The organism is Pseudoalteromonas sp. NZS71_1 (assembly GCF_015864305.1).
Lineage (GTDB): Bacteria > Pseudomonadota > Gammaproteobacteria > Enterobacterales > Alteromonadaceae > Pseudoalteromonas > Pseudoalteromonas arctica.
Genome location: NZ_JADYXM010000004.1, coordinates 16,437 through 39,296, shown reverse-complemented (window position 1 = coordinate 39,296; position 22,860 = coordinate 16,437). Strand labels below are relative to the sequence as shown.

Genomic DNA, 22,860 nt, shown 5'->3' with positions numbered 1-22,860 from the left:
AATATATCTAATGCAATAAATAAACTTACAAATTTATTTATTCACATACCTTCCCATCACCATCACGATCGCTCATGTACTCATACGCAGGATGATCAGAATGAACTGGAGCAATACCATGTTCTCTCGCTTCTGAGCAGGTGATTCGCCCATTATTATTAGTATCATATAGTGTAAGCACATCAACGATTACCGGCGGATTTTTATGTTCAGCCCCTTCATCAAGATAAAAAATCATTTCAAAACTATCACATTTAGATAATACAGCTTCTAAGGTATTAGCTTCTTCTCTATCTACACTGAGCTCATATTTTGTTTTTATTTCAACAATTCTATTTGCAAACCAGCATTCGTTTTTTTCAGGCAACCATTCTGAAGGGTCAAAACCACACTTTCCTCCAGTACTGCATCGATTGATCTTAGGTGCCGCAAGAGTTAGGTTTAAAAGATCTGTTGCAAACTGTCTTCGCTTATTTTCATTTGCACTACATAGGCCACTATCATGCCCTTCTGATGCTGCAACAATATGTTCTATATCTGTCATACTATCATGATCAAAGTACCGTCCAGTATATGGCCCGTACACTATGCCTCCCATACTTTGCACAATGTCATCTTCTACACTCTGAGAATAAGGGTATTGGGCTTTTTTATCGTAGGGTGAGCACCTGTATTCTGGCTCAACAACAAGGCCATTCCAAATGCTCTGACCAGCATATGAGTATATTGAAAATGTGGTGATAAAAAACAATGTTACTAAGTGCTTCATGTATATGTTCTTATATTTGCGATAATTGATAAATAAACATTATACGACAGCTAGACGATCGTTCTCGAAAATTTGGGAAAAAGTCATTAGCAGAAACGGTAACAAACTTAATTTAAATGATTTATGTTGTGGTAAAATGAAACATAACATATTGATTTCGTTAAATACGTATTTTGCAAAGAACGCACTTAAAGCACTGTTTTTATATACAGATAAATAAATTAAAAATAAACAAAATCAAAGGCTTAACGGTATTTAGAACAGTAACATGGGGTGGCAGGGGTCGAGAGTTCGAATCTCTCCATACCGACCATTTAACAACATCTGACCTTAGATCCAAACCTAATCCTGAGCTTTCAATACTTCCGTAAAATAATACTTATAGCGTTAATTGATATCACGAGTATCTAGGTGTAAGGTTAATTCCAGATATAAATTTATTTGAGGTGGTAAAATGAGTAAAGACAAGAAAAAAATCACAAAGAGTATGATTTTAAGATCTGTTGCTAGCTCTACTGCCATCGAAACTGGCGAAACAGTTAAAACAATAGAGAAAAAGCTAAAAGCAAACAAACTCAAATATGAGTCTCTTTCGCTCGCTATTTAATTATATCTCTCACAAGCCTCTCAATGTGTTGGTAATTTTTATTTACACCCGCTTGAATTGACTTGAAATAAAAGTCTTTATGCTCGTCCCACAAGCTATAATCAAGCGTTCCTTTACCAGCTTTACTGCACAAAAAATCCATTAATAAACGGCTTATCCTACCGTTACCTTCACGAAATGGATGAATTAAAATAAACTCAACATGGCTCTGCGCTATAAATGACACTAGCTCTTCATCTGTCATTTCTGGTAAATTATTAAATTGAGATAAATACTCACCTTCAAATAACCTAATATTTTTCTCAATTTGTAAAGGCGACATAAACTGAAATCCGCCCTTGCCCATATCAATACTTCTTATTTTACCTGCCCATTCATATACATTGCCTATGCCAATTAGCCACATTTTGAAAAGAAAAAGTAACACTTTCTGAGTCAACCGTTGTAAAAATATTTTCATATAGCTTAATTAAAAGAACGGCTTCAACATCATCCATTTCCGTTTCATCAACAATCGCTAACTTGTTTGCTAAAACTAGCCTTTCAGTCCCTGGTTGATATTGCGCTTCAACAGAGTCACTTACGTATTTAGACATTTTTATTGAACCAGTAAAATAATGAGTGTAAAAGTGCGTACCAACCAATGCAAGTAACCTTTAGCGTTGCCCATTTTATGTAACTCAAAACTATGTAAATCACTGAATATGAAATACCACAATGATGAAACTAAACGGCAAACTTTTGATTCAAAATGGTCTGGTAGAAATGCTGTGCTTATACCATGAAAGCCAAAGGAGGTTTAAAACGCGAAGTACTAATACCCAACGATTTATCAGCTAAATTGAAACTTCGTAAATTTAAACAAGCTGTCACTATTGTTGATAGAAAAATAAACCACTTACAGCGCTACGATATAGGAGGCGGTAAAAAGTGGTCTGATTCACTTAATAAAGTATCAAACCGTACTCTCTCTCTTTCCAATGGTGCACATGGACTCAGGCATAGCTACGCACAAGAAAGACTATTAGAACTGATACTTAACCAATATCCATACCAAATAGCATTAGAAACCGTTTCGCAAGAAATGGGACATTTTAGGGCTGAGATTACTAAGGTATATTTACGCTAAATTAAAGTTACCGTGAAGATAGCTTTAATTTCAAGTCTTATCTATTTCTTTGAAGATTTACTAGGTTTTAATCCTGGGGTGTTCCCTGGGTATTTTTATTATCACGTCTACGTGTATCAGGTTTGCCAATTGAATCAGCAATTGGTTTTGGTACAAGCTTAAGTGCCATAACCGTTATCCTAGTAATTTATGAGGAAATCCCTTCATGTACTGTGTTTAAAATACAGACTAATCTACTATTAAAAAATCAGAAATTAAATTCCCCATATTTGAACCTAAACTATCTAAAAGTTCAGGGAGTGTGTTAGAAAAACTTTTTTCTTGCTTAAGAGCTAGGCGAATATTTTCTAAACTCACAATGTCCTCATTAAAATTAGATTTATTAAACCCTTGATCTAAAATATTTGAAAGCTCTTTATCTAAAAATCTTCTTTTTGGGCTAACCTTTTCATTGGCATGTAGTACTTCTGCATCATAGTTAAATATTTCAGCAACATGAAGTAACAACCAAAACTCAAACGTTGGATTTGACAATGCGATTTTATAGTCTTTTTCATTACAAATTGGGAGAATCTCAAGAATCGCATTTCTTCGTGATTCAACTGACTCTCTATCAATTACGAGCCACAAGATATCTATATCTTGTTTGAAATCAAATTTTGCTGTTATATGGTTTTCTAAATTCTGAAGTACATTCCTAGGATCGCTGCCTTCGTTAGGTTTTTCTACTAACTCAATTTCGACTAAACTCTTCAAATTTTCAGAAAGTTTACGTTTGATAGCATTAAAATATCCTGGCTCTGTCTTACAACCCTCACAACTTATAATTACTACACATTTTGGATCAGAAGCTAGTTCCTGATACTCTGGGCTGGAAAAGCTATTTTCTTTAAAAGGCATTATTCATCCCATGAAATATTCTGAAAGTTTTTAAAAACTGGAACTGCACCATACCTTCCTACTAAATAAGCTTTTTCTATCTTTTTATCATATCTTTCTTTAAAAGAATTAAGAGAAAACAATTTAGAGCTATGATCCCGTGCCTTTTCAACAAACCATATTTCATCCCTTCTCAATATATCAAGATCCATTAGAGTCGACTCATGTGTAGAAACTATTAATTGTGACTTAGAATCCTGTAATGCATGAAATAAACTAAAAAATTCTTTAGTTAGCTTTGGGTGCAAACTACGATCAAACTCGTCAACTAAAATCGTATGGTTTTCAGAAAACTTACTTAATAGAGGGATAAAATCTAATAACCTTCTTGTACCATCTGATTCTTCTTTTAGTTCGAATGCCTCTTTATGCTTTCCACCATGAATGAAAGCCAATTTTTTTACCTTAATTTCGTCATCGGTATTTTTGTACAATGTTAATAATTCACTATCTCCGTGTATTGCTGCCTCGAAAGCATCATCATTGCTAGAGTCTTTAATAATTCTAGCCTTAAGACTATCAGGGTAATTCTTAAGTGCTTCCTCAAAATCCTCTTCAACTGTGCAAATTTCTGTAACACCCGTATCGAATTTACTTAGGTAATTAGTTAGATCTTTTATTAGACCATTTGTAACTGTTTTAAAGCCGCAATACTTATCGTCTGGATAGAAAATATCTAACTTATCCGAGAACCAATCAAAAACTAAATTTAATTCTTTTACTTCAGATAGTTGTAACTCTTTATCGGCAATTTCTGACAAGAAAAGTTGAGATTTTTGATTTTTCATATCATCGACATAAATTTCAAAACGGCCTTTCAATTCACCCGATTGTAAAGCTTTACCTAAAGAAATATTTGAGCCCACTCTTTCAAAAATCTTTCTCGGGCTATTTAACCCAATTTCATACAACCACTCTTCTACGATCTGTCCAGATGTTAAAATAGTACTGAAGCTGTATGAGTAAAACTTACCATCTAGTTGAATCTCAAATTCAAATTTTGTTTCTTCCTTTGAATTAAAATCACTTAGACGAAAATGTTTTTTGTAAGTGTCTACACTATCAATTCCATTTACTATGATTTTACGAGCAAAATCAATGGCTTTAATTAAGTTTGATTTTCCAGAAGCATTCGCACCATAAATTACACCCGTTTTTAATATTCTAACATTCCCAAAATCAACGACATGGTTATTCAAGATACGGGTGCTACCAGCAGTCATATCAAATGTTTGCTCAGCATTGAATGACGAAAAATTCGCTAATTTAAACTTTTTAAGCACTAGAAATCGACCTTGTATTTGGTTTTTAGAGATTTATTCTCTATATTTCAGCAAGTTTATACCTCTTACGCTACTGTATCAATAAAGTTTAGATAATTAGATCGAATATAGTACCTTAAAAATCAGAGATTGCTTGTTAACTTAAGCTGCCATTTATTTATAAACATCAGCCTTTTCTCCATATACTCCTGCATATTATAACCCCCCTGCACACCTTGCAATTGATGGTTGAGAATTTTTTCAACCACTATCGGAACAGCTCCAATATCAGCATCACCTAAACGAGTAGCGACTGTCCTACGTAAATCATGAGGTACAAATTTAGGTACTCCTAATTGCTCTAGTTTACGACTAATAGATCGTGATAATGAATGTCTATCAATAGGCTGCTCACTTGGGCCTGATTTATTTATTGTTGTACTAGGAAACACATCTTTAGAATTGAGATAGCCAAATGCTGCACGTAACTCATCAAGCAAAACAACCATATTTTGAGTAATCGGCACTTTATGGGTTCTCTCGCCATTTTTATTTTGCTTCACGCGCTCGGCTGGGATTGTCCATATCATTTTATCAAAATCAAATTCTTGCCACTGTGCGCCTGTAACTTCTATTGGCCGACAACCTGTTAGTTATGCATTAGAATGCATATATGGCTTGTTGGCTTACGCATAACTGGGGGAGACGTTCAAATGCTTGAATAGCCTCTTTAAACATTTGCGTAAGAATTTGTGCCTCTATCTGTTATTGGATCACGTATCTTTTAAAAATTTCGCGGCGGGTTATTTCTTTAAACTTATAATAGCCAATAAATAAAAGCGTCAATTGACGCTTTCTAACTAAATAAATAATATTAGTGCTTGCGCCCTACACCATTTCGTACCATGTCTTGCCCTGTTTGGAATACGTCTTCTGTAATCATGCATGCTAAAAGTAGCTTTTGATTATCGTCAAACACAGCAACAAAACGGCTGCCATCTTTGTTATTAGTAGCCATGCCAACACCGGCAACACCTTTAAGTCCAAAACCACCGTTTTCGACATCTATTAAAAAGCTTTCTAGTTCGGCTAAAGTATCAATTACGTCATTTTCATTATTCATTTTAAAACTCTTTTAGTAAGGCCTTGGCTAGGCTTTTAAATCATTATGGTGGCTATTTTATAGAGAAGAGCCAAAAACTTAAACCCTTGGCTCAGGTTAGTAACTAAATCGACTTTACAGCTAACTCTAAATTGCTTAGTGCACAACCAAACTCTTTTGCATTAACGCGATGATACTGTGTGTCACTCGTTACTGTAAGGCTAATTATAAACTCATCTTGTTGAGCTACCGCACTTTGCTCTTGGCTTAGGCACATAGCTTGAGTAAGTGAGCGCAGTTTTGAGTTTGTTAAAATTGCACCAAAACGCTGCACTGGCAGTGGAGGTATTTTTATAGCGGGTAACGCTTCATCTATTGTGCGTGCGCTTAGAGTAAACGTGTTATTGGTAATTTCAATTACGCTGCCTGTAGGCCAGTACGAATAACTATAGCCTTTAACATTTGGCTGTACTTTATCTTGATTAGCTAAATGCACTACACCGCTTTTGCCTATTACGGTTATTAAACTACCTTCTGGCGATTTAATAACAACCAAAGCCGTATTTTCATCAATACCAAAACCATGTTGAATCTCTGTTTTAGTATTTTTTACTTCGTTTTTATTTAACGCTGCTGTAAGCCTAAATGTACGGTTTTGTTCGCTAAATTGAGTATCTAGTACACCAAAATTAAAGCTGCCAAGTCCACCAGCATTAGTGTTATTTTCACCTTTACGAAGTGCCTCAAGGCTTGTCGTATTTGTAAGCATGCCCGTCACTTTACTTTGGATTGCTGCGCCCGCTCCTTCACCTACAATTACTGGGCGAGTTTGCAATGCTTGCGTCCACGGGTATGGATTATTGTTTTGATCAAATAATACCTTGTGAGTTAATGCTGCATTACCGCTATTAAACATCACACCGGTACTATTTTTAATAAGTGATACAAGTGCATTAGTGCCACTTTTGCATAAAGCGTATTCGGCCTTTGTGTACTCTGGATAAATTGCTTCCCGGTTATACACATTCATTAATGTATTTCTGAGAGCGGGTAATTCATCGCACGAGTTACTCGTAATCGCTTTAGCAAGTGCTGGCGTTAGTGCTAACCATTGAGTGTTTATATTTGATTGTGCTAAAAGACTCTGCGCTACATCTGCAGACTCATAAGGGTCGCGGCTCGATGCCGTAATAGCAAGCATGGTGGGTTTTGCGTTATTAACTTTTAAACTGCCCGACACAAATTGTAAAATATTATTAGTCGCAACCTCAATATTAAAATCGGTATTTACTTGCTCTTTTAAGCGCTCACCGTTTTTATCAAGTAGCGGCACTTCTAGCATATCAAATACAAAGTTGTACTCTTGCTGAGTCAGGCTTTCTAATTGCTGGTTATTTATATCGCGCCATAGCCATAATAAATCTGTTTTAGATACACTATTTGACGATTTACCTAGCAAGGTTTTAAGTGTTTTTAATACAGCCGTTTTTGCCTCAACGTTATTATTAGGCCAATGCTGCGTGATGTTTTTTATTTGAGCGCTGCTAACAGCATATAAATTATGTGACTTACCATCAATAGCAGTCTCTTTTTGGCAATTGTTAAGCTTTGCGCTAGTACAGGTAGTAAGCTCTGACCCCACTAAAATTAAAGTTTGGTTTTGCTCTTGAGCCACTGCATTTATTGAATATCCAACACCAAACAATGCCACTAACATACCTAGTAACTTCGGCTGTTGATCACGTAAAAATGCACATATCATAATGTAAACTCTAATATAAATTATAAAACTAATGTGTTGCAGTTTAACAGCTAGCCACTTGAGCCTAAATATATTTTTATAAATGTTAAATAATTCAAGCCCCCTGAAAAGCGATAGCGTTAAGCACTTCATTTAAATAAATTGTTTAGTTTACATGCTTGCCCTTATAAATATTAACTAAACAAATTTAAACAGAGCATTTATTGATCAAATTCATTGTTTAAATTACGGTGGTGAATTATTTTATGTAACTGGGGTGAAATATGGACTTCTCTAATGAAGAGATAAATTTTTTTGCTGAGTTATTCAAACCAAATACAAAACAACGTTCCCCTCGCGACCATATGCTTACAATGAAAAGCTCTATACCCGCGAGTATTGCTCACCTTTTTACCCACGCTAATCTAACTTTGCTTGCTGAAGTTGCTAATTACCAACTTTGGTTTCCCTTGCAATTAAAAATTGATGAGTTAGGTGTAATTAACCCCACTTTGAGCGCACCAGAAGTAATTGATACAAAGGGCACTCAACGTAGTTGGCGCTGGAGTGAGCTAAATATTAAAAGCCAAGGTTTTAATATTGAATCGATTTCCAGTACTGGAATATTTTTAAAACCATTAAAAAGTGGAGAGAGCTTAAAAAAATTACAGCACATGAGCTTTACCTTACCCAACAAAGAAAGCATATCGATAGATGTAGAACCCGTTAGGCAAAGTAGCCTAGGGATTGCAGCAAAAATAACTCAGATTCATAGCGGACAAGAGCAATTACGCGCCTATTTGTTTGAAGAACATAAACGTCAATATGCTAAGCTGTACGAAGATGGACAACTAATTGAACAGTTAATTTAGTCTCTTTTAAACACTCACAAGCACTTCACTTGGCTTTATTTAACCCCCTCTCAATGTTAATCTGCCCCCCTATTTATAAATCATAAGGATATGACAATGCCAGGTGCTTTTGCGCACATCACTGCTGTTAATATTGCAACGCAAACCAAGTCACTCGCTAAAATGGATATGCCTAAAAAAGCAAAGCTTATTTTAAGCCAACGCCAAGCATACCTTGAACTAGGCTGTATAGCCCCCGATTATCCTTACTTAGCTGTAGCGCAGCCTAGCCAAAATGCGTGGGCCGACCTAATGCACTATGAGCACACAGGCGATTTACTTAGAGCAATGATTGAACACTGTAAAACACTTGAAGGTGAAGCATTTGAGAAATGTTTTGCTTGGTTATGCGGTTATATGGCCCATGTTGCTGCAGATATAACAGTGCATCCGGTTGTTGAATTAAAAGTAGGCCCTTACGCGCAAAACCAAACGGCGCACCGTACCTGCGAAATGAATCAAGACGCGTTTATTTGGCAACGTTTAAACATAGGTGAATTAGGTTATGCTGACCGCGTGCAACAAAATATTGGATCTTGTACTAACAAAGACGATAATTTTGATACCGATATTGCAAAAATTTGGCAACATGCTTTATTAACGGTTCACCCAAGCTACGCAGCACAACACGCTCCTAACTTTAATTCATGGCATAACGGTTTTCAGCTTGTAGTAAATAATGTTGAAGAAAGCTATCGATTATTTGCCTGTGCACGCCATGTTGCTGCTGATTTAGGCTTGTTTTATCCTCGCCCAAACGAAGTAGACCCCACTTTTATTGAACAACTAAAAACGCCGCACGAGCCTATGCATTACAACGATATTTTTGACTTTGCCGTTAGTAACATTCAGCACTACATAACCATTATTGCCAATGCCGTATTTTTAGATACTGATTACAGTGCAATTAAAAATTGGAACCTAGATACAGGCTACGATGAACACAACACGATGACGGTATGGAGCAAATAAAATGAAACTCTTACTTTGTATAAGCCTCATGGTATTACTTAACGGTTGCTACACTCCTAAAAACAACAATCCAGAAGTGATGGCCGACTTAGCCTCACAATTAAAAGATATTGCTACAGCCGTTGATGGCACACTAAAATTTAGTGAAACATCCTATTCAACAACTGATGAATTGTTAAAAGCCGCTGTTAATAACGATTTAAGCAAACTTGCACCCTTTGGGGAATACACGCTTATCGTGAACGTACAAGATGATAACGCAGTGCTACTTTTATGTGATGCCAATACTGCTTTAATTGAAGATGCAGGCTGTACCGCTCAATCAGATATACAGCATTGGGGAGCAGGAGTTATTCATCAGTGTGAAATAACTATAAACGCCCAACAGCTCTGTAACTAGGCAAAAATACCCACTATACATTTAAAGTTGAGCCGTCATCTCTTTGGGGTTAAACACTAAGCCATGGCGGCTAACATGCTCTGCAAAATTTTCGGCTGGCATTGGTTTCGCAAAGTAAAAGCCCTGAAATTCTTTACACCCCATTTGCGCCATTATTGCTACTTGCTCTTGGGTTTCTACTCCTTCGGCTACACACTTAATATCAAGCTCTTCACACATAACGTGCACCGCTTTAACTAAACTTTTTTGACGCGTAGAGCTCGTTACTTGGCTTATTAATGAGCGATCTAACTTGAGCTTGTTAATAGGGTAATCGGCAAGGCGTGCAATATTAGAATAACCTACCCCAAAATCATCGACCGAAATAGTAAAACCCCACGATTGCAGCGTTTGCATAAGCTTTAGCGAATGCGCTTGGTTTGCCTCAAGAGAGGTTTCAGTCAGTTCTAACTCTATTTGAGGTGGCTTTACGTTAAAGTCGGCAAGGTATTTAACCAGTTTTGACATAAAATCGGTTTGGCTAAAATCAATTAGAGATATATTTATTGCCACCGGCACACTCGGTAAACCCGCCTTGGTCCAATCGGCAATTTGAGCGCACACCTTTTGAATAATCAGGTCGGTTAGCCGACTAACCATTCTGTATTCTTCGGCAATAGGAATAAATACCACTGGCGACACATTACCTAGTATAGGACTGTTCCAACGCGCTAAAGCTTCAAGCCCTATACATTGACCCGTTGCATCTACTTTAGGTTGATAGTGCACCGACAAATCGCCCTGCTGAAGCGCTTCATCTAATAACATCGAAATTTCGTATTTTTCGATAAAAGCTTGTGATTGTTTTTCGTTATAACCACTTAGAGGCATATTACAGTTTGCAACTTTAAGTGCTTCGCACGCATTGCTAAGTACTGTTGTGCTGTTTTTTCCGTGATCAGGATACTTTGCAAAACCAAATAAAAATGATTGCTGACACTTAGTGCCAAACACATTATAAGTTTTATCTAATGTATTTTTTATTTGCATTAATAGCTTATCTTCAAGCTCGTTTTGCGAGTTTGCGCCAATTATAAAAGCAAGCTTTCCTACTCCTATATGGGCACACAAAAGAGGCCCATCTGGCATCGCTTTTAAACGCTTGTACGCGTTAATAAGTAATGCTTGAGAGTCGGCTTTAGTGAGCTTTAAATTTAAGTATTCACTATTTGCACTTTGGGTAACAACGATAAAAAAACCTTTTTGGTATTTGCTTGTTAATCTGTCACATTGCAGCTCAAACCATTCTCTATTAGGTAGTTTTGTTTGCGAGTCTCTAAAGCGTAAACGTTTATTTTCTTGTTCCATCATCGATAAATTTTGTTTAATGAGCTGCTCTTGCGTGCAATCGTAAAAGTCGTATACACGGTAGTTTGTACTCATTGTTATTTGCTGGTAGCAGGCTTTAAAATAGCTTTTTTTGTACTTCACAATTTTATTTTGAGCATTAGGGGCGTCAAAAACTAAAGTAGGAAATAAATGAGAAAGGTTAACGCACTCTTCTTTTAATTCTTTTTTTATACCAAACATATCAATAGCGTGTTGATTAAAATCAGTAATGACAAGATTTTCGTCAACAATAATTTTGGCTTTATTTGATTCGGTGAACAGGCTTCGATAAAGCTCATTTTTATCTTTAAGGTGTGTATTAGCGCTTATCATTGTTTTGTTTAAACGCTTAGCAGCCACAATTGTGCGTGCCACAGCAAGGGGAATACAAATGTTAAAAAATAAGAATATTAGCCCTGTAATGTATAAGCTGGCATCGGGAAGTTGTTGAGCAATGCCAGTTAAGCCCGATACATCAACGTTATTGATGATCATATAAAACGGTACAATATTTAATACGCCATAAGCAAGGGCTGTTCTATAACCAAGTAGCATAAGTGCTATTATCGGGCAGGAATACATATACATAGAACCCACTTTAGCAAGTTCTAGGTCTGTTAAAAATAAGTTCATTGACACGCTAGCAGCTACAATGGCTATTAAAAGTACATGAGCGCTGAAGTGATAAAAACGCTTACTTGCTATAAGCAAACCGCATACAGTCGCAAAAAAACTGCTTGTTAATACAACAATATAAATTAAGTTAAACTCAATAGCGCTTGCGTACGTGTGGCACACCACAGCAAAACATAACACCATTACTAATGATAGAATAATGCGCAGTGCACTTACTCGCCAATTAGCAACCTGATCAGGGGCTGAATAGTGATCGTTTAATAAAAAGAACCTATTGAAAAAATGCATAATAAACAACAGTTAAAGCTCATTCTTCTATTAGACATTGATAACTTGTTAAAATCAATCAAATGAATATAATTTCTATTTACATTGCTCTATAAAATAGACAGGTGTAAACCTGCTCGTTAGCCGTTAAACATTCATTTTTCGAGTGTTTTTACAGTTATCTTCTTTAAGCGCGAAACCACTGCATCCTAAAAATTCACCGTGCTTAGATTTACGTTTACGCATTTCGCGACCACACTTTTCACAAATTGGATGCTGCGTTTTACACTCTGTATTCACACATTGTGAATACGTGCTTTTATCAACTGATGGGCTACTACAGCTTTTACACACTCGTAGTTTAGTTTCGCAAATCTGCGTATTAGTACAGCTATAATAATCACCATACTGACCCGTTTTTGGCACAATTAATCCGTCGCTGCACGTATTACACTCTCTTTGCTTTAGTTGCGACTTGTTAAACAACGTGGAGCCGATTTGAATAGGATAATCGTCATTTACTAGTTCTTTTACAAACGCTGAGCATGCATAAGGGTCTGCAATTAAATACGCTTTATGTTTTGCGCGCGTAATACCTACATAAAGCAAACGCCTTTCTTCTGAGTGAGTGAATTCATCTTGCTCTGGTAATAACGACTCCACCAGCACGTTATTTTGATTATCGCTAGGAAACCCTAATTTACCTTGTTCAAAACCAATAATAATACAGTAATCGGCTTCAAGCCCCTTAGCGCTATGCAATGTCCAAAAATAAAGAGGGTTTGTATGCTTTTTATCTTTTAAATGCTGCTGCACGCTATTTAACATGTATCGGTATCGACTAAGTATGGCAATGCTCCCTGATGCATCGTTTTTTTGAATAGTGCTTATGCTCTGCTGTACTTTTATTTCTATCGATTTAGTGCCTTGGTATAAATCGTCTAACAAAATAACTTGTGGTGTAGTTACTTGTGTATGTGTGCTGATCTGCTTTTTATATTGCTCAGGGTTTTGCATTACAAAGCGCCCCGCTACATCACTAATACTATTGTTATATCTAAATGTTTTTTGCAACATAGTAAGTGAGTGGCTGCCCACTAATTCATTAAAGCGTGTAGTAAGCGCTAAATTACCACCCGAGAACCGATAAATTGCTTGCCAGTCATCACCTACCGCAGTAAAGCGTATTCCGTTACCATATTTTAATATCGCATTTAAAAAGCCCATACGCGCACTTGATATATCTTGAAACTCATCAACTAAAATGTGGCTCCATGGAATATTAAAATCTCCGCTTACTATCGCCTTTGTTGCTTGAATAATCATGTCGTCAAAATCAATGGCATTTTGCGTGCTTAGTTCATTTATATAAGCGTCATGAATTTGCACTAACAAGTTTGCATATTGTTGATAGTTTTTAATACCACTTTGCTTGATGCGCTGCGCTATTTGCTTATTACTTAGTTGCTCCACTCGAATAGCTTGTAAGCATTTTATGTACTTATCAATGCCTTGCTGCAACTGTCCTGAGTTATTTAAAGTATGAAATATTTCGTCGCTACTTAAAGGTGTTAATTCAACATTATGCTGCTTTAATTGCTTTGCGAGAGTTTGCTCAAGCTTTCCTTCTACCCAGTTGTAATGAAAGGTCTCGAGTAAAGTGGTGCCATTTTTTTTATGTAACTTACGCTTAAATGCAATTTGCTCGTTATAGTGTTTTTTATCTATATCGGCACGAGTATTCCCTTGCTTATCAATGCCAAAGTGCTCTAAGTAAATATCGTATTGGGGTATATAAAAGTCTGGTTGGTATTGCCCACTTAGCTCTGTGCCTTGATTAAAGTGATAATTCACCTCATAACTGTGCGCCACGCAATTCAAATGTAGCCAGTTTGAAATAAGCACTTCCTGATAACTTTTTACTTTATGACCCGCAAGGCTACGGTATTCGTTATCGCGTACGTACCGCTCGTACTGTGCATTATCTTCAAAGCTAAATATATCAATCGGCTCATGGAGTAAATCTACAAATGCTTTTAAAAACTGTGGCTCGGTTTGTATTTTTTTACTTACCCACCCAGTTAACCAACTATTTAATTGAACTGGGTCGGTTGCAAATTTTGACAATTCGATTGGCTTTTTAGCACTTTGTAATAATTTAAGCCCAAGCGCATGAAACGTTAAAATAGTGGGTGCTTTGGTATGCAATTTTGCATACGTGGCGCGTTTAATAAAGCGCTCTTTAAGCTCATTTGCTGCTGTTTTATTATAGGCCAGCACCAAAATTTGCTCAGGCTTGGCAATATCACACGCTATTAGATCTAACGATTTTGCGACCATCACAGATGTTTTACCTGTGCCTGCTGCCGCTAATACTAGGTTTTTATCGTTATCGCGTATAACCGCTAAGCGCTGCTCTGTTGTTAATGGATTTGACTCTACTTGATTAAAAAAGTCATTTTTAAGAGTTAGCTGTTTTTTTTCATATTTATGGCGCAACTGTGCAATTGCATCGTGAGTATTGGGTGTAGTGCTCAATATATTTAAAAATTTAATACTACTTGGCGATAAGTGTTGTTGCCACACACTTGTACTTTTAGAGTACTGCTTGGTAAGCAAAAACACATCATTATTAAGTGTTTTTATGGAGCTATCACGTAAAAACTCATCTAAAGCATAGCGTTTAAGCGAAATCTTTGCGTTATTTACCTTTTGCTCAAGCAGGGTTGAAAACCGCGTGTTAAGGGCCGTATTTAAAGCGTTCGCTTGTGATTTGTTTAAAAAGCTAATTGATGTATTGCTACTGTCGCACAAATTAATTTTGGCGCTAAATAAACGGTTTTTAAGTATTGAGTAATTATAAAAGTCTTTAATTAAAAATGTCCGTGCGGGAGCACTTCTAAAATGCACAACAAGGCGCTCTTGTTCAATAGTTACGTGTTTAATACGGGTAAAAAAACGGCCTAGCCAACTTGGAGTAGCAATATACTGCGCCATAATACTCAATATGAAGATATGCTTTACCTTAATTGTAACATACTCTTTTGTAATACATTTAGCGCTAAATCGGTGCTTGCTTAGTAAACAATTCAATTGGTAAGTTAGTTTTTAAACCTGATGATTAATATTTTATTTACAACCATTAACAAATTTAAACATTCATAGATAGCTTGTTGTGTAACAATGCACATATACAAACTTACACTTCATATAATTGTTAGGTATATCCCCAATTAAACAATTATTTACAGCCTAATTAAGTGGTTTAAAGGAGCTAACATGCTTAAAAAATGCATTACCACAACGGCTTTAATTTTAGCATTATGCGCTTGCACCTCAGAAACAGAGTCGGATTTAGTAAAAACAAAAGGTATTTGGGCAGGTTTTGAACTAGTTTCTGACGGTAACCGCACGCGTGTTAACGCAGAACTAAATGCAGGCGATGCTAATGGCTCTAACATTGTTTTAAGCGATAGCGACTCATTACAAGCTGTTGTTAATAGCACTGCTATTGTACTTACAAAAGATACCGACTTTTTAGACGTTGATTACCAAGCGTATATAAATGCCACTGACGATAACCAACAGTTTGATATAAAATTTAAACGGGATGATGGCATAAATGCTAATTCGAGCGTGGAGTTGCCTTTAAATTTTATTATTTTAACCCCGAGTAACAATCAAAATTTTGATATTAATAGTCCCCTTACAGTTCAGCTAGATGGCACTGATCCTAATAGTACTAGCCAAGTAGAGCTTAGCAGTAGCTGCACTAACAATAATAATGAAACACTTTTACAATCAACGCTTTTTGCGCTTAACACTTCGCGCCTTGAAATAAATCTGCAAAGTTTAGATATGTTTAGCAGCTCGCAAGTAGATCAAAGTAAAACGTGTGATTTAACAATTAGTGTGAAACGCGATCGATTTGGTAGTATTTCGGGTGAATACGCAAACCAAAGCTATATTAAATCCCAGCAATCGCGCGCTATAAAAAATATGACTTTAACGTTTTAATTTGCACGCTAATTTACTCAGCGTTAAGCTACGCCTTTATTAAGTAACTCTATCAATTGTAATTGCCCTCCTTATTTATAGGAGAGCTAATAACAATTGATATAAAGGTTTATTATGACTAACAGCACATACCCTATTGGCACACCTGGCAAAAAATGGAATAACAACGATAAAGCCCAGTGGTTAACACGCCAAAACATTAAACGCAGTTACCAAAACGAAGTCGTAACGCTAATTAATGACCTTAAGAGCACCTTAGATATAGAGCAATACGGCGAGCTTAATTACACCGCTGGCACTTACCCATTATATATATTAAAAACGCCTAACTTTAATGCTAATAAACCAACTGTTTTAATCACCGGTGGTGTACATGGCTACGAAACCAGTGGCGTACATGGCGCACTTAGGTTTGCTAAAACATCGGCTATGCAATATTGCGAACAGTTTAATATTATTGTTGCCCCCTGCATTAGCCCTTGGGGATATGAGACTATAAACCGCTGGAACCCAGACGCTATTGATCCTAATCGCTCATTTTACGAGGGCAGCCCAGCTCAAGAATCAGCCGCTATTATGGCGTTTATAAAATCATTAGGTACTGACTTAATCGCTCATATTGATTTACACGAAACAACAGATAGTGATAACAGTGAATTTAGACCCGCACTCGCTGCGCGTGAAGGCACTACAAATACTAACTGGAACATACCTGACGGGTTTTATTTAGTTGCAGATACCAAAAAGCCTGAGCCTGAGTTTCAAAAAGTAATTATAGAAAGCGTTGCAAAGGTCACTCATATTGCACCGAGCGATGAAAATAACCAGTTAATAGGCGTGCCTCAAGAGCAATTTGGTGTAATTAACTATGCAGCTCGAGAGTTAGGTTTATGTATGGGCTTTACTGATGCACCCTATGTAACTACTACAGAAGTGTACCCAGATAGCCCAACAGCCACCGATGAAGAATGTATTTTGGCACAAGTAGCCGTTATAACGAGCGCGCTAAATTACATTAAAACCTCTACAAAAGATTAACCACTGTTCAAGAGCGGGTACTCATTAAATTAAGTACCCGCCCCAACCAAGAAACAATCTGATAACAAAAAACAACCCAAAAGAACTGGTTTCATTGGATTTAAAGGTATAAGGTTAGCCTTCCCTCAAATTCAAGGAGTATACATTGGGGTTTAAAAACAAATATGGACAGGTAAGCCTCTATACTGAAAATAACGTTGTTATCGCTCACTTTTCGGGATACATCACCTCAGGGCTTCTTCGTGCGTTTAAAATTGAACTATGCGAAAAAATACAGTCACTCAAAAATCAGCCTTGGGCCTATATTAGTGATTCTTTTGATGTTTTGGCTGCAACGCCTGAGGCAGAAAAAGAAATGATAGATATTAGCCATTTAATGAAAGCAAACAACTGCCTAAGTAGCGCGTTTGTACTCACATCAGCTATCGCTATAAATCAAATGAAGCGCATTTTAGAGTGTGCAAAAAGAAACGTTAATTTTAGTGAGTGCCTATTTACCGATTTAGATAGCGCTAAACAGTTTATTTCTCACAACTTAAAAAGTAAGCAAGGCCAACTGATATAAAATAATTGACCTTGCTTTATCAATCTTAGTTTTTGTAAAACTGACTATCTTTGGTTATCGTAATGCTGGCGTTTTCTTGCGCTGTTACAATAAATTGTAACTTACTCACTTTACGCTCAATATCGTAACCATCCGCTGTTACAGTAACGGGGACTCTTTTCATCGCACCCGGTTGTACAAGCGTAGATCTCGGACTTGAGAGCATTGCTCCTGGTAAACCCTCTATGGCAATACTGTAATGCAGTGCTTGCTGCGTTTTATTAATAATAGTAAGTGTATAAGGGTTTTCTACAAGGCCCTCGTAGTTCACTCTGTAGAGCGCATTCCTATCTCGTAGTACTGAGGCTTCTATTGGTGTACGTTGCAGCATCCATGCAAACATCGAAATGATTAACAAAGCCGTTAATGCGCCGTATCCTACTAGTTTTAATCTAAATGGATTGGTTTTTTTACCTTCCATTTGTTTTTCACTCGCGTATTTAATTAAGCCTTTTTCGTAACCAAATTTTTCCATGGTATCGTCGCAGGCATCAATACATAAGCCACAGTTTATACATTCATATTGCAATCCATTTCGAATGTCTATTCCTGCAGGGCATACCTCTACACACAAGTTACAGTCTACACAGTCACCTAAGTTAAGCTCTTTTGGATCAGCTTTGCGTTTACGTGGTCCTCGGCTTTCACCTCGCTCGTTATCATATGTAACAAGCAACGTATCTTTATCAAACATAACAGCCTGAAAACGAGAATACGGGCAAGCAATAGTGCACATTTTTTCGCGTAAAAACCCTGCATTGCCATAAGTACAAAAAGCGAATAAAAACACCCAAAAGCTCGTTATACCTGACCACTCAAACGTAAGCATTTCCATATACAAACTTTTTGCCGGAATAAAATATGCCATAAACGAGGTGGCGGTTAAAACTGAAATAATAAGCCACGCACTGTGCTTAGTTATTTTTTTGCGCCAAGTGCTTAGCGTCCACTGTGATTTATCTAATTTAATTCGCTGATTTCGAGTGCCTTCTATGCGTTGCTCCACCCACGAAAACATAAGCATCCATATTGTTTGCGGACACGTGTAACCACACCAAACTCGACCCAGCCAGTTAGTTACAAAAAACAACGCAAATGCACCCACCATAAACAGCAAGGCTAAAATCATAAAATCTTGAGGAAGGAGTGTTAGACCAAAAATAGTAAAAGTTTGCGTTGCCACATCAAGCAGCACAGCTTGTTGTCCGTTATATTGGATCCACGGTATTGCAATAAAAGTTAGCATTAACAGCCAACCTAAATTACGGCGTATGCGCTGAAAAAATCCTTTTTGCTCGCGGATATAAATTGGCCCTTCGGTGTTATAGGGCTTAATGATCATGTCTTCTTCTTTAATATCAAACTTCATAGTACTTGCTTCATAATGACGGGTATTATGCAAGTATTTGCAACTTTCAGACCAAGCTGAAACTTTATTTACATCATTGATATTAAACAGTTTATTTCAACGCAGTAAAATAAAATTCGCGATATTAAACGCGCTGCGCGATATATCACGAATTTTTAGCAATTCCTAACTTTCGCATTTTTGAGCGTAGTGTACTCTCAGGTAAGCCCAATTTAACTGCTGCCCCTTTATCACCCGATATTTGCCAGTGCGATAACGCGAGAACAGAGGTTATATGCTGTTTTTGGGCCTCATCAAGCGTAAGTGAAGGGTTAATAACTACTTCACCACCCGCTTGCAAAGGCTGACTTAGCTGAAGTATCGCATGATTAGATAAAATAGCTTCGCGTTCAAGTACATTTTGCAGCTCTCTAATATTGCCTGGCCAATCGTAGGCTTGCAGTTGTGTAATTGCTTTTTTACTTAGCCCCTTTAAATGTTTACCCAGTCGTTTATTTAGCTGCGCAATTAAATTAGCGCATAAATAAGGAATATCTTCTTTTCGATCTTTAAGGGCGGGTACTTTTATAGGAAATACATTAAGCCGATAGTACAAATCAATTCTAAACGTGCCTTTTTGTACCATTTCCCACAGGTCGCGGTTAGTCGCTGCAATCACTCTAATATTTACTTTTAGCGTATTGCTGCCACCTACACGTTCAAACTCTTGTTCTTGCAGGACTCTAAGTAGTTTACTTTGTGCCTCAAGTGGAAGCTCTGCTATTTCATCTAAAAACAAGGTGCCTTTATCAGCAAGTTCAAAACGCCCTTTACGGCGTTCATTTGCACCTGTAAACGCGCCTTTTTCATGGCCAAACAATTCTGACTCTAGCAAACTTGGGGTAAATGCGGCGCAATTTACTTTTATAAAGGCTTGTTCGCTACGCTTGCTTAGTCGATACAAATTACGGGCTACTAATTCTTTACCCGTGCCATTTTCGCCAAGTATAAGCACTGTGCTGTCGGTTTCACTCACCAGTTTTATTTGATCTAACATGGTTTGAAATATATGACTTTGTCCAACTAGCCCTGAGTCTTGCCAATCTTCGTTAAGTTCTGCAATTAAGTAGTTGTTTTCATCTTTTAGCTGCTCACTTAAATGCTTTACTTGCTCAAGTGCCTCTTGCAATGCATTTTGTGTTTGCTGTTGCAGTGATATGTCGCGAAATACCGCTACAGCACCAATTAACTCATCATTTTGATAAACCGGTGTTGAGGTGTATTCCACTGCAAATGAGCTACCGTCTTTACGCCAAAAAACTTCATTTTTAACTTCACGACGTTTTCCGTCAAACATGGTGCAATATATTTGGCATTCATCAGCGGGATAGGGCGTGCCATCAGCATGAGTATGGTGATGATATTGGTGTATTTTTTTACCTAATAACTCGTCTGCTCGCCAACCTGTCATGCGCTCAGCGGCAGGATTAACAAACACCGCATTACCCGACAGGTCAAAACCGTATATGCCCTCACCTACTGCGTTTAGCAATAATTTAGGATCGTTTAAAAATTGTTTTATCATAAATGCACCTCGCGAAATATCGCGAGCATTATGACAGTTTTATACGCTGAGTGCACACATTACTTAAAATGCACTCACGTGCCCATCAAAACGCTATAAATAGTGCTGAAATAGCGTTTTTACATCTATTTTTGCACCTAGCCTTGCGGCTATTAAGTAAAGTCCTGCAAGTTTTCGGTGAATAAATAGCGCATCAACGGGCGGTGTATGCCATTGCTGAGATTGCCCACTAAGAGCAAGCCCTGCATTTTTAATTTTGAGCGCGAGTTCGCTATTTTTAAAATCAAATTCCCCTTCTGCTCTCAGTGGCTCGCACGCCATTAAGAATAAATCAATGACGTTGTTTTTATACTCATCAACTAAGTCATTTTTAAAATAACCAATGTGTGAAGCCGCTCTAAGTACACCTTCTCTGTTGTTTTCACTACCCGCTTTAAATAAAGCTAAATAAGCGCGGCTAAGCTCGGTTGATATTTCTCGCGTTGCACCAAAATCAAATAAAACAATTTTTTGTGTATCAAGCTGATAATGAAAATTGGCAAAATTAGGGTCGGTTTGAATTAATTTAAATTCAAACATTTCTTTAAAAAACAAATCAATAAGTTGCTCTGCAACAAAGCTTTTTTGACTATCAGGTAGCTCTGTAATGCTCTCAATGGGCTCTGCTTTTATATATTCCATAGTAAGTACTTGTTGTGTGCTGTGCTCTGGATATACGTTAGGCACTTTAAAGTGGGGATTACTTGCTAGTGCATTTTTATAACGTATTAAGTACTGAGCCTCCCGCTTATAATCAGCCTCGGCTAATAACTGCGCTTTAGCCTCACTAATAAGTGGTTTAATATTGAGATCTTTTGGCAATAATCGAGAAATCGTTAATAAAGAAATAACGTTATCGACATCACTTACTACACTTTTTGCAATACCAGGATATTGAATTTTAACAGCAAGCTGATCGCCATTTTCTCTATAAGCTAAATGAACTTGCCCTATAGAAGCCGCTGCAAAAGGCCTTAACTCAATATGAGAAAAACGCGCTAGCCACTCATCCCCCCATTGCTCTTTTAACACTTCAACAAGTTGCTTATGAGGCATTGGATTCGCGTCCGAGCGCAGTAAAGCAAGTAACTGAGCCAATTCAGGACTAAGTAAGTCACCGGCATCCATTGAGAGTAATTGCCCAAGCTTCATTGCAGCGCCACGTAAATGAGATAGCTGTGTGGCTAGCTTTTCAATATTTTTAGGTTGTAGTAGCAAGCTTTTATTGTCCCAACCTTTACCGGTTAGCGCGCTCTTAGCGCCATCAACTAACATATTGGTAGCAACACCTGTGGCAAGTGAGCCTAATTTTGCAAAGCGAGAAAGCCGAGAAGTGGGAACAGTACGAGGAGCCGCCATAATATTAAAACCTAATTAGCCTGAAAGTCAGGCTAATTAATACGTATATTGTAAGTAGGTAGATCTACTTATAGACGAGGTACTAGCTTAATTGCACCTTCAACCACTTTCATATCAAGTGGAAGCTTACTAAGTAGCATCATTTTAGGGTCGTCCATATTTAGAGTATAAACAGGGTTAACCGCTAAAAAAGCATTAATCACATCCATTGCTTGGCTATCAAGTGCACCTAAATTACCTTTGAAACCACCGGCATCAACACTCGAATCAAGTAATTTAATATTACGTAAAAACACTGCTTTTTTCTCACTGTCGTAAAATGGGCTACCTTCAATTTGTAGCTTTAAACGCACTGGGTATTTAAGTGCGAATGCATTAATTTCAGCGCTTGAATCGGCACCAAGAACAACAACATCGCGGTTATCAGGCCCAATATTTACACTTAAGTCGTTTACATCAAACTGAACCGGCAAACCCATTAAGCTTACTTTTTCACTTAACTTTGGTAATTGCTTACCCAGTACAGACTCAACCTCAGAGTTAGTAAATGAATATACTGATATGCCTTGCGTGGTATTACAGGCTGTTAAAAATAACGCTGCAATAATAACTAAAATTCTCATGAGAACCCTTTTGTTTATAAATTAGTGATACATAAAAAAGCCGCTATTAAAGCGGCTTATTAAAATAGTAACCAGCATATATTACGCTGGTTCTAGGGCGTGTTGACCTTTGTGGATTGAAATTTGTTCAATCTAGGGTCGATT

22 protein-coding genes are annotated in these 22,860 nt (G+C 37.2%); 8 read left to right on the top strand and 14 right to left on the bottom strand.

What is annotated here, in order from left to right; genetic code table 11:
• Window positions 1-37 precede the first annotated feature (37 nt).
• The gene (locus I6F43_RS07760; protein WP_197102012.1) at window positions 38-769 is read right to left on the bottom strand and encodes an excalibur calcium-binding domain-containing protein; all 732 of its coding nucleotides are present in this window, start codon (window positions 767-769) and stop codon (window positions 38-40) included.
• A 454-nt stretch (window positions 770-1,223) separates the two neighbouring features.
• On the opposite strand from I6F43_RS07760, the gene I6F43_RS07755 reads away from it, so the two are divergent.
• Window positions 1,224-1,376 carry a hypothetical protein gene (locus I6F43_RS07755; RefSeq protein WP_165722321.1) on the top strand — a complete coding sequence of 51 codons (153 nt, stop codon included), beginning with the start codon at window positions 1,224-1,226 and terminating at the stop codon, window positions 1,374-1,376.
• On the opposite strand, the gene I6F43_RS20105 is transcribed toward I6F43_RS07755, so the two are convergent.
• Window positions 1,369-1,722 (bottom strand): Fic family protein, encoded by a 354-nt coding sequence (locus I6F43_RS20105; RefSeq protein WP_231614050.1) that lies wholly within the window; start codon window positions 1,720-1,722, stop codon window positions 1,369-1,371. The genes I6F43_RS07755 and I6F43_RS20105 overlap by 8 nt on opposite strands.
• A gap of 28 nt (window positions 1,723-1,750) precedes the next feature.
• Window positions 1,751-1,972 carry a hypothetical protein gene (locus I6F43_RS20100; RefSeq protein WP_231614049.1) on the bottom strand — a complete coding sequence of 74 codons (222 nt, stop codon included), beginning with the start codon at window positions 1,970-1,972 and terminating at the stop codon, window positions 1,751-1,753.
• A gap of 185 nt (window positions 1,973-2,157) precedes the next feature.
• Between I6F43_RS20100 and I6F43_RS07745 the strand changes: the two genes are divergently transcribed.
• Complete coding sequence (locus I6F43_RS07745; RefSeq protein WP_197101686.1) at window positions 2,158-2,505, top strand: hypothetical protein; 348 nt, start codon at window positions 2,158-2,160, stop codon at window positions 2,503-2,505.
• A 228-nt stretch (window positions 2,506-2,733) separates the two neighbouring features.
• Here the strand turns inward: I6F43_RS07745 and I6F43_RS07740 are convergent, their stop codons facing one another.
• The 5 genes from I6F43_RS07740 to I6F43_RS07720 all read right to left on the bottom strand — a co-directional run bounded on the left by I6F43_RS07740 (window position 2,734) and on the right by I6F43_RS07720 (window position 7,570).
• Entirely contained in the window at window positions 2,734-3,405 is a 672-nt protein-coding gene (locus I6F43_RS07740) for an RloB family protein (protein WP_197101685.1), read from the bottom strand.
• A complete protein-coding gene (locus tag I6F43_RS07735; protein ID WP_197101683.1) occupies window positions 3,405-4,727 on the bottom strand; it encodes an AAA family ATPase in 1,323 nt (440 codons plus the stop codon). Before I6F43_RS07735 ends, I6F43_RS07740 begins: the two co-directional genes overlap by 1 nt.
• A 122-nt stretch (window positions 4,728-4,849) precedes the next feature.
• Window positions 4,850-5,296 (bottom strand): tyrosine-type recombinase/integrase, encoded by a 447-nt coding sequence (locus I6F43_RS07730; RefSeq protein WP_231614048.1) that lies wholly within the window; start codon window positions 5,294-5,296, stop codon window positions 4,850-4,852.
• 284 nt (window positions 5,297-5,580) lie between these two features.
• Window positions 5,581-5,829: a hypothetical protein gene (locus I6F43_RS07725; RefSeq protein ID WP_197101681.1), complete on the bottom strand. Its 249-nt coding sequence runs from the start codon at window positions 5,827-5,829 to the stop codon at window positions 5,581-5,583.
• 103 nt (window positions 5,830-5,932) lie between these two features.
• Window positions 5,933-7,570 carry a cyanophycinase gene (locus I6F43_RS07720; RefSeq protein WP_197101679.1) on the bottom strand — a complete coding sequence of 546 codons (1,638 nt, stop codon included), beginning with the start codon at window positions 7,568-7,570 and terminating at the stop codon, window positions 5,933-5,935.
• 263 nt (window positions 7,571-7,833) lie between these two features.
• Between I6F43_RS07720 and I6F43_RS07715 the strand changes: the two genes are divergently transcribed.
• From I6F43_RS07715 to I6F43_RS07705, 3 genes are all read left to right on the top strand, one after another.
• On the top strand, window positions 7,834-8,421 hold the full coding sequence (locus I6F43_RS07715) for a hypothetical protein (RefSeq protein ID WP_101216589.1): 588 nt from the start codon (window positions 7,834-7,836) through the stop codon (window positions 8,419-8,421).
• A 96-nt stretch (window positions 8,422-8,517) separates the two neighbouring features.
• Window positions 8,518-9,432 carry a zinc dependent phospholipase C family protein gene (locus tag I6F43_RS07710; RefSeq protein ID WP_197101677.1) on the top strand — a complete coding sequence of 305 codons (915 nt, stop codon included), beginning with the start codon at window positions 8,518-8,520 and terminating at the stop codon, window positions 9,430-9,432.
• A 1-nt stretch (window position 9,433) separates the two neighbouring features.
• Entirely contained in the window at window positions 9,434-9,832 is a 399-nt protein-coding gene (locus I6F43_RS07705) for a hypothetical protein (RefSeq protein ID WP_197101675.1), read from the top strand.
• 21 nt (window positions 9,833-9,853) lie between these two features.
• Here the strand turns inward: I6F43_RS07705 and I6F43_RS07700 are convergent, their stop codons facing one another.
• Window positions 9,854-12,124 (bottom strand): sensor domain-containing protein, encoded by a 2,271-nt coding sequence (locus I6F43_RS07700; RefSeq protein WP_197101673.1) that lies wholly within the window; start codon window positions 12,122-12,124, stop codon window positions 9,854-9,856.
• A gap of 126 nt (window positions 12,125-12,250) precedes the next feature.
• Window positions 12,251-15,100 (bottom strand): UvrD-helicase domain-containing protein, encoded by a 2,850-nt coding sequence (locus I6F43_RS07695; RefSeq protein WP_197101671.1) that lies wholly within the window; start codon window positions 15,098-15,100, stop codon window positions 12,251-12,253.
• Between the two features lie 282 nt (window positions 15,101-15,382).
• Between I6F43_RS07695 and I6F43_RS07690 the strand changes: the two genes are divergently transcribed.
• The 3 genes from I6F43_RS07690 (at window position 15,383) to I6F43_RS07680 (ending at window position 17,723) form a co-directional block, all read left to right on the top strand.
• On the top strand, window positions 15,383-16,120 hold the full coding sequence (locus I6F43_RS07690; RefSeq protein ID WP_197101669.1) for a hypothetical protein: 738 nt from the start codon (window positions 15,383-15,385) through the stop codon (window positions 16,118-16,120).
• Between the two features lie 114 nt (window positions 16,121-16,234).
• Entirely contained in the window at window positions 16,235-17,158 is a 924-nt protein-coding gene (locus I6F43_RS07685; RefSeq protein WP_197101667.1) for a M14 family metallopeptidase, read from the top strand.
• 145 nt (window positions 17,159-17,303) lie between these two features.
• Window positions 17,304-17,723, top strand: a complete 420-nt coding sequence (locus I6F43_RS07680; protein WP_197101665.1) for a hypothetical protein — start codon at window positions 17,304-17,306, stop codon at window positions 17,721-17,723.
• 25 nt (window positions 17,724-17,748) lie between these two features.
• On the opposite strand, the gene ccoG is transcribed toward I6F43_RS07680, so the two are convergent.
• From ccoG to I6F43_RS07660, 4 genes are all read right to left on the bottom strand, one after another.
• The gene (gene ccoG, locus I6F43_RS07675) at window positions 17,749-19,131 is read right to left on the bottom strand and encodes a cytochrome c oxidase accessory protein CcoG (RefSeq protein ID WP_197101663.1); all 1,383 of its coding nucleotides are present in this window, start codon (window positions 19,129-19,131) and stop codon (window positions 17,749-17,751) included.
• A 145-nt stretch (window positions 19,132-19,276) separates the two neighbouring features.
• Complete coding sequence (locus I6F43_RS07670) at window positions 19,277-20,695, bottom strand: sigma-54 interaction domain-containing protein (RefSeq protein WP_197101661.1); 1,419 nt, start codon at window positions 20,693-20,695, stop codon at window positions 19,277-19,279.
• A 93-nt stretch (window positions 20,696-20,788) separates the two neighbouring features.
• Window positions 20,789-22,093 (bottom strand): ABC1 kinase family protein, encoded by a 1,305-nt coding sequence (locus tag I6F43_RS07665; RefSeq protein ID WP_024608102.1) that lies wholly within the window; start codon window positions 22,091-22,093, stop codon window positions 20,789-20,791.
• A 68-nt stretch (window positions 22,094-22,161) separates the two neighbouring features.
• Window positions 22,162-22,716 carry a DUF1439 domain-containing protein gene (locus I6F43_RS07660; RefSeq protein WP_002960677.1) on the bottom strand — a complete coding sequence of 185 codons (555 nt, stop codon included), beginning with the start codon at window positions 22,714-22,716 and terminating at the stop codon, window positions 22,162-22,164.
• Between the last annotated feature and the right edge of the window lie 144 nt (window positions 22,717-22,860).

What these genes read in the sequence shown, in the direction of transcription:
- I6F43_RS07760 (WP_197102012.1), bottom strand. Translation starts at nt 769, where the DNA reads ATGAAGCACTTAGTAACATTGTTTTTTATCACCACATTTTCAATATAC.
- I6F43_RS07755 (WP_165722321.1), top strand. Translation starts at nt 1,224, where the DNA reads ATGAGTAAAGACAAGAAAAAAATCACAAAGAGTATGATTTTAAGATCT.
- I6F43_RS20105 (WP_231614050.1), bottom strand. Translation starts at nt 1,722, where the DNA reads ATGGGCAAGGGCGGATTTCAGTTTATGTCGCCTTTACAAATTGAGAAA.
- I6F43_RS20100 (WP_231614049.1), bottom strand. Translation starts at nt 1,972, where the DNA reads ATGTCTAAATACGTAAGTGACTCTGTTGAAGCGCAATATCAACCAGGG.
- I6F43_RS07745 (WP_197101686.1), top strand. Translation starts at nt 2,158, where the DNA reads ATGAAAGCCAAAGGAGGTTTAAAACGCGAAGTACTAATACCCAACGAT.
- I6F43_RS07740 (WP_197101685.1), bottom strand. Translation starts at nt 3,405, where the DNA reads ATGCCTTTTAAAGAAAATAGCTTTTCCAGCCCAGAGTATCAGGAACTA.
- I6F43_RS07730 (WP_231614048.1), bottom strand. Translation starts at nt 5,296, where the DNA reads ATGATATGGACAATCCCAGCCGAGCGCGTGAAGCAAAATAAAAATGGC.
- I6F43_RS07725 (WP_197101681.1), bottom strand. Translation starts at nt 5,829, where the DNA reads ATGAATAATGAAAATGACGTAATTGATACTTTAGCCGAACTAGAAAGC.
- I6F43_RS07720 (WP_197101679.1), bottom strand. Translation starts at nt 7,570, where the DNA reads ATGATATGTGCATTTTTACGTGATCAACAGCCGAAGTTACTAGGTATG.
- I6F43_RS07715 (WP_101216589.1), top strand. Translation starts at nt 7,834, where the DNA reads ATGGACTTCTCTAATGAAGAGATAAATTTTTTTGCTGAGTTATTCAAA.
- I6F43_RS07710 (WP_197101677.1), top strand. Translation starts at nt 8,518, where the DNA reads ATGCCAGGTGCTTTTGCGCACATCACTGCTGTTAATATTGCAACGCAA.
- I6F43_RS07705 (WP_197101675.1), top strand. Translation starts at nt 9,434, where the DNA reads ATGAAACTCTTACTTTGTATAAGCCTCATGGTATTACTTAACGGTTGC.
- I6F43_RS07700 (WP_197101673.1), bottom strand. Translation starts at nt 12,124, where the DNA reads ATGCATTTTTTCAATAGGTTCTTTTTATTAAACGATCACTATTCAGCC.
- I6F43_RS07695 (WP_197101671.1), bottom strand. Translation starts at nt 15,100, where the DNA reads ATGGCGCAGTATATTGCTACTCCAAGTTGGCTAGGCCGTTTTTTTACC.
- I6F43_RS07690 (WP_197101669.1), top strand. Translation starts at nt 15,383, where the DNA reads ATGCTTAAAAAATGCATTACCACAACGGCTTTAATTTTAGCATTATGC.
- I6F43_RS07685 (WP_197101667.1), top strand. Translation starts at nt 16,235, where the DNA reads ATGACTAACAGCACATACCCTATTGGCACACCTGGCAAAAAATGGAAT.
- ccoG (WP_197101663.1), bottom strand. Translation starts at nt 19,131, where the DNA reads ATGAAGTTTGATATTAAAGAAGAAGACATGATCATTAAGCCCTATAAC.
- I6F43_RS07670 (WP_197101661.1), bottom strand. Translation starts at nt 20,695, where the DNA reads ATGATAAAACAATTTTTAAACGATCCTAAATTATTGCTAAACGCAGTA.
- I6F43_RS07665 (WP_024608102.1), bottom strand. Translation starts at nt 22,093, where the DNA reads ATGGCGGCTCCTCGTACTGTTCCCACTTCTCGGCTTTCTCGCTTTGCA.
- I6F43_RS07660 (WP_002960677.1), bottom strand. Translation starts at nt 22,716, where the DNA reads ATGAGAATTTTAGTTATTATTGCAGCGTTATTTTTAACAGCCTGTAAT.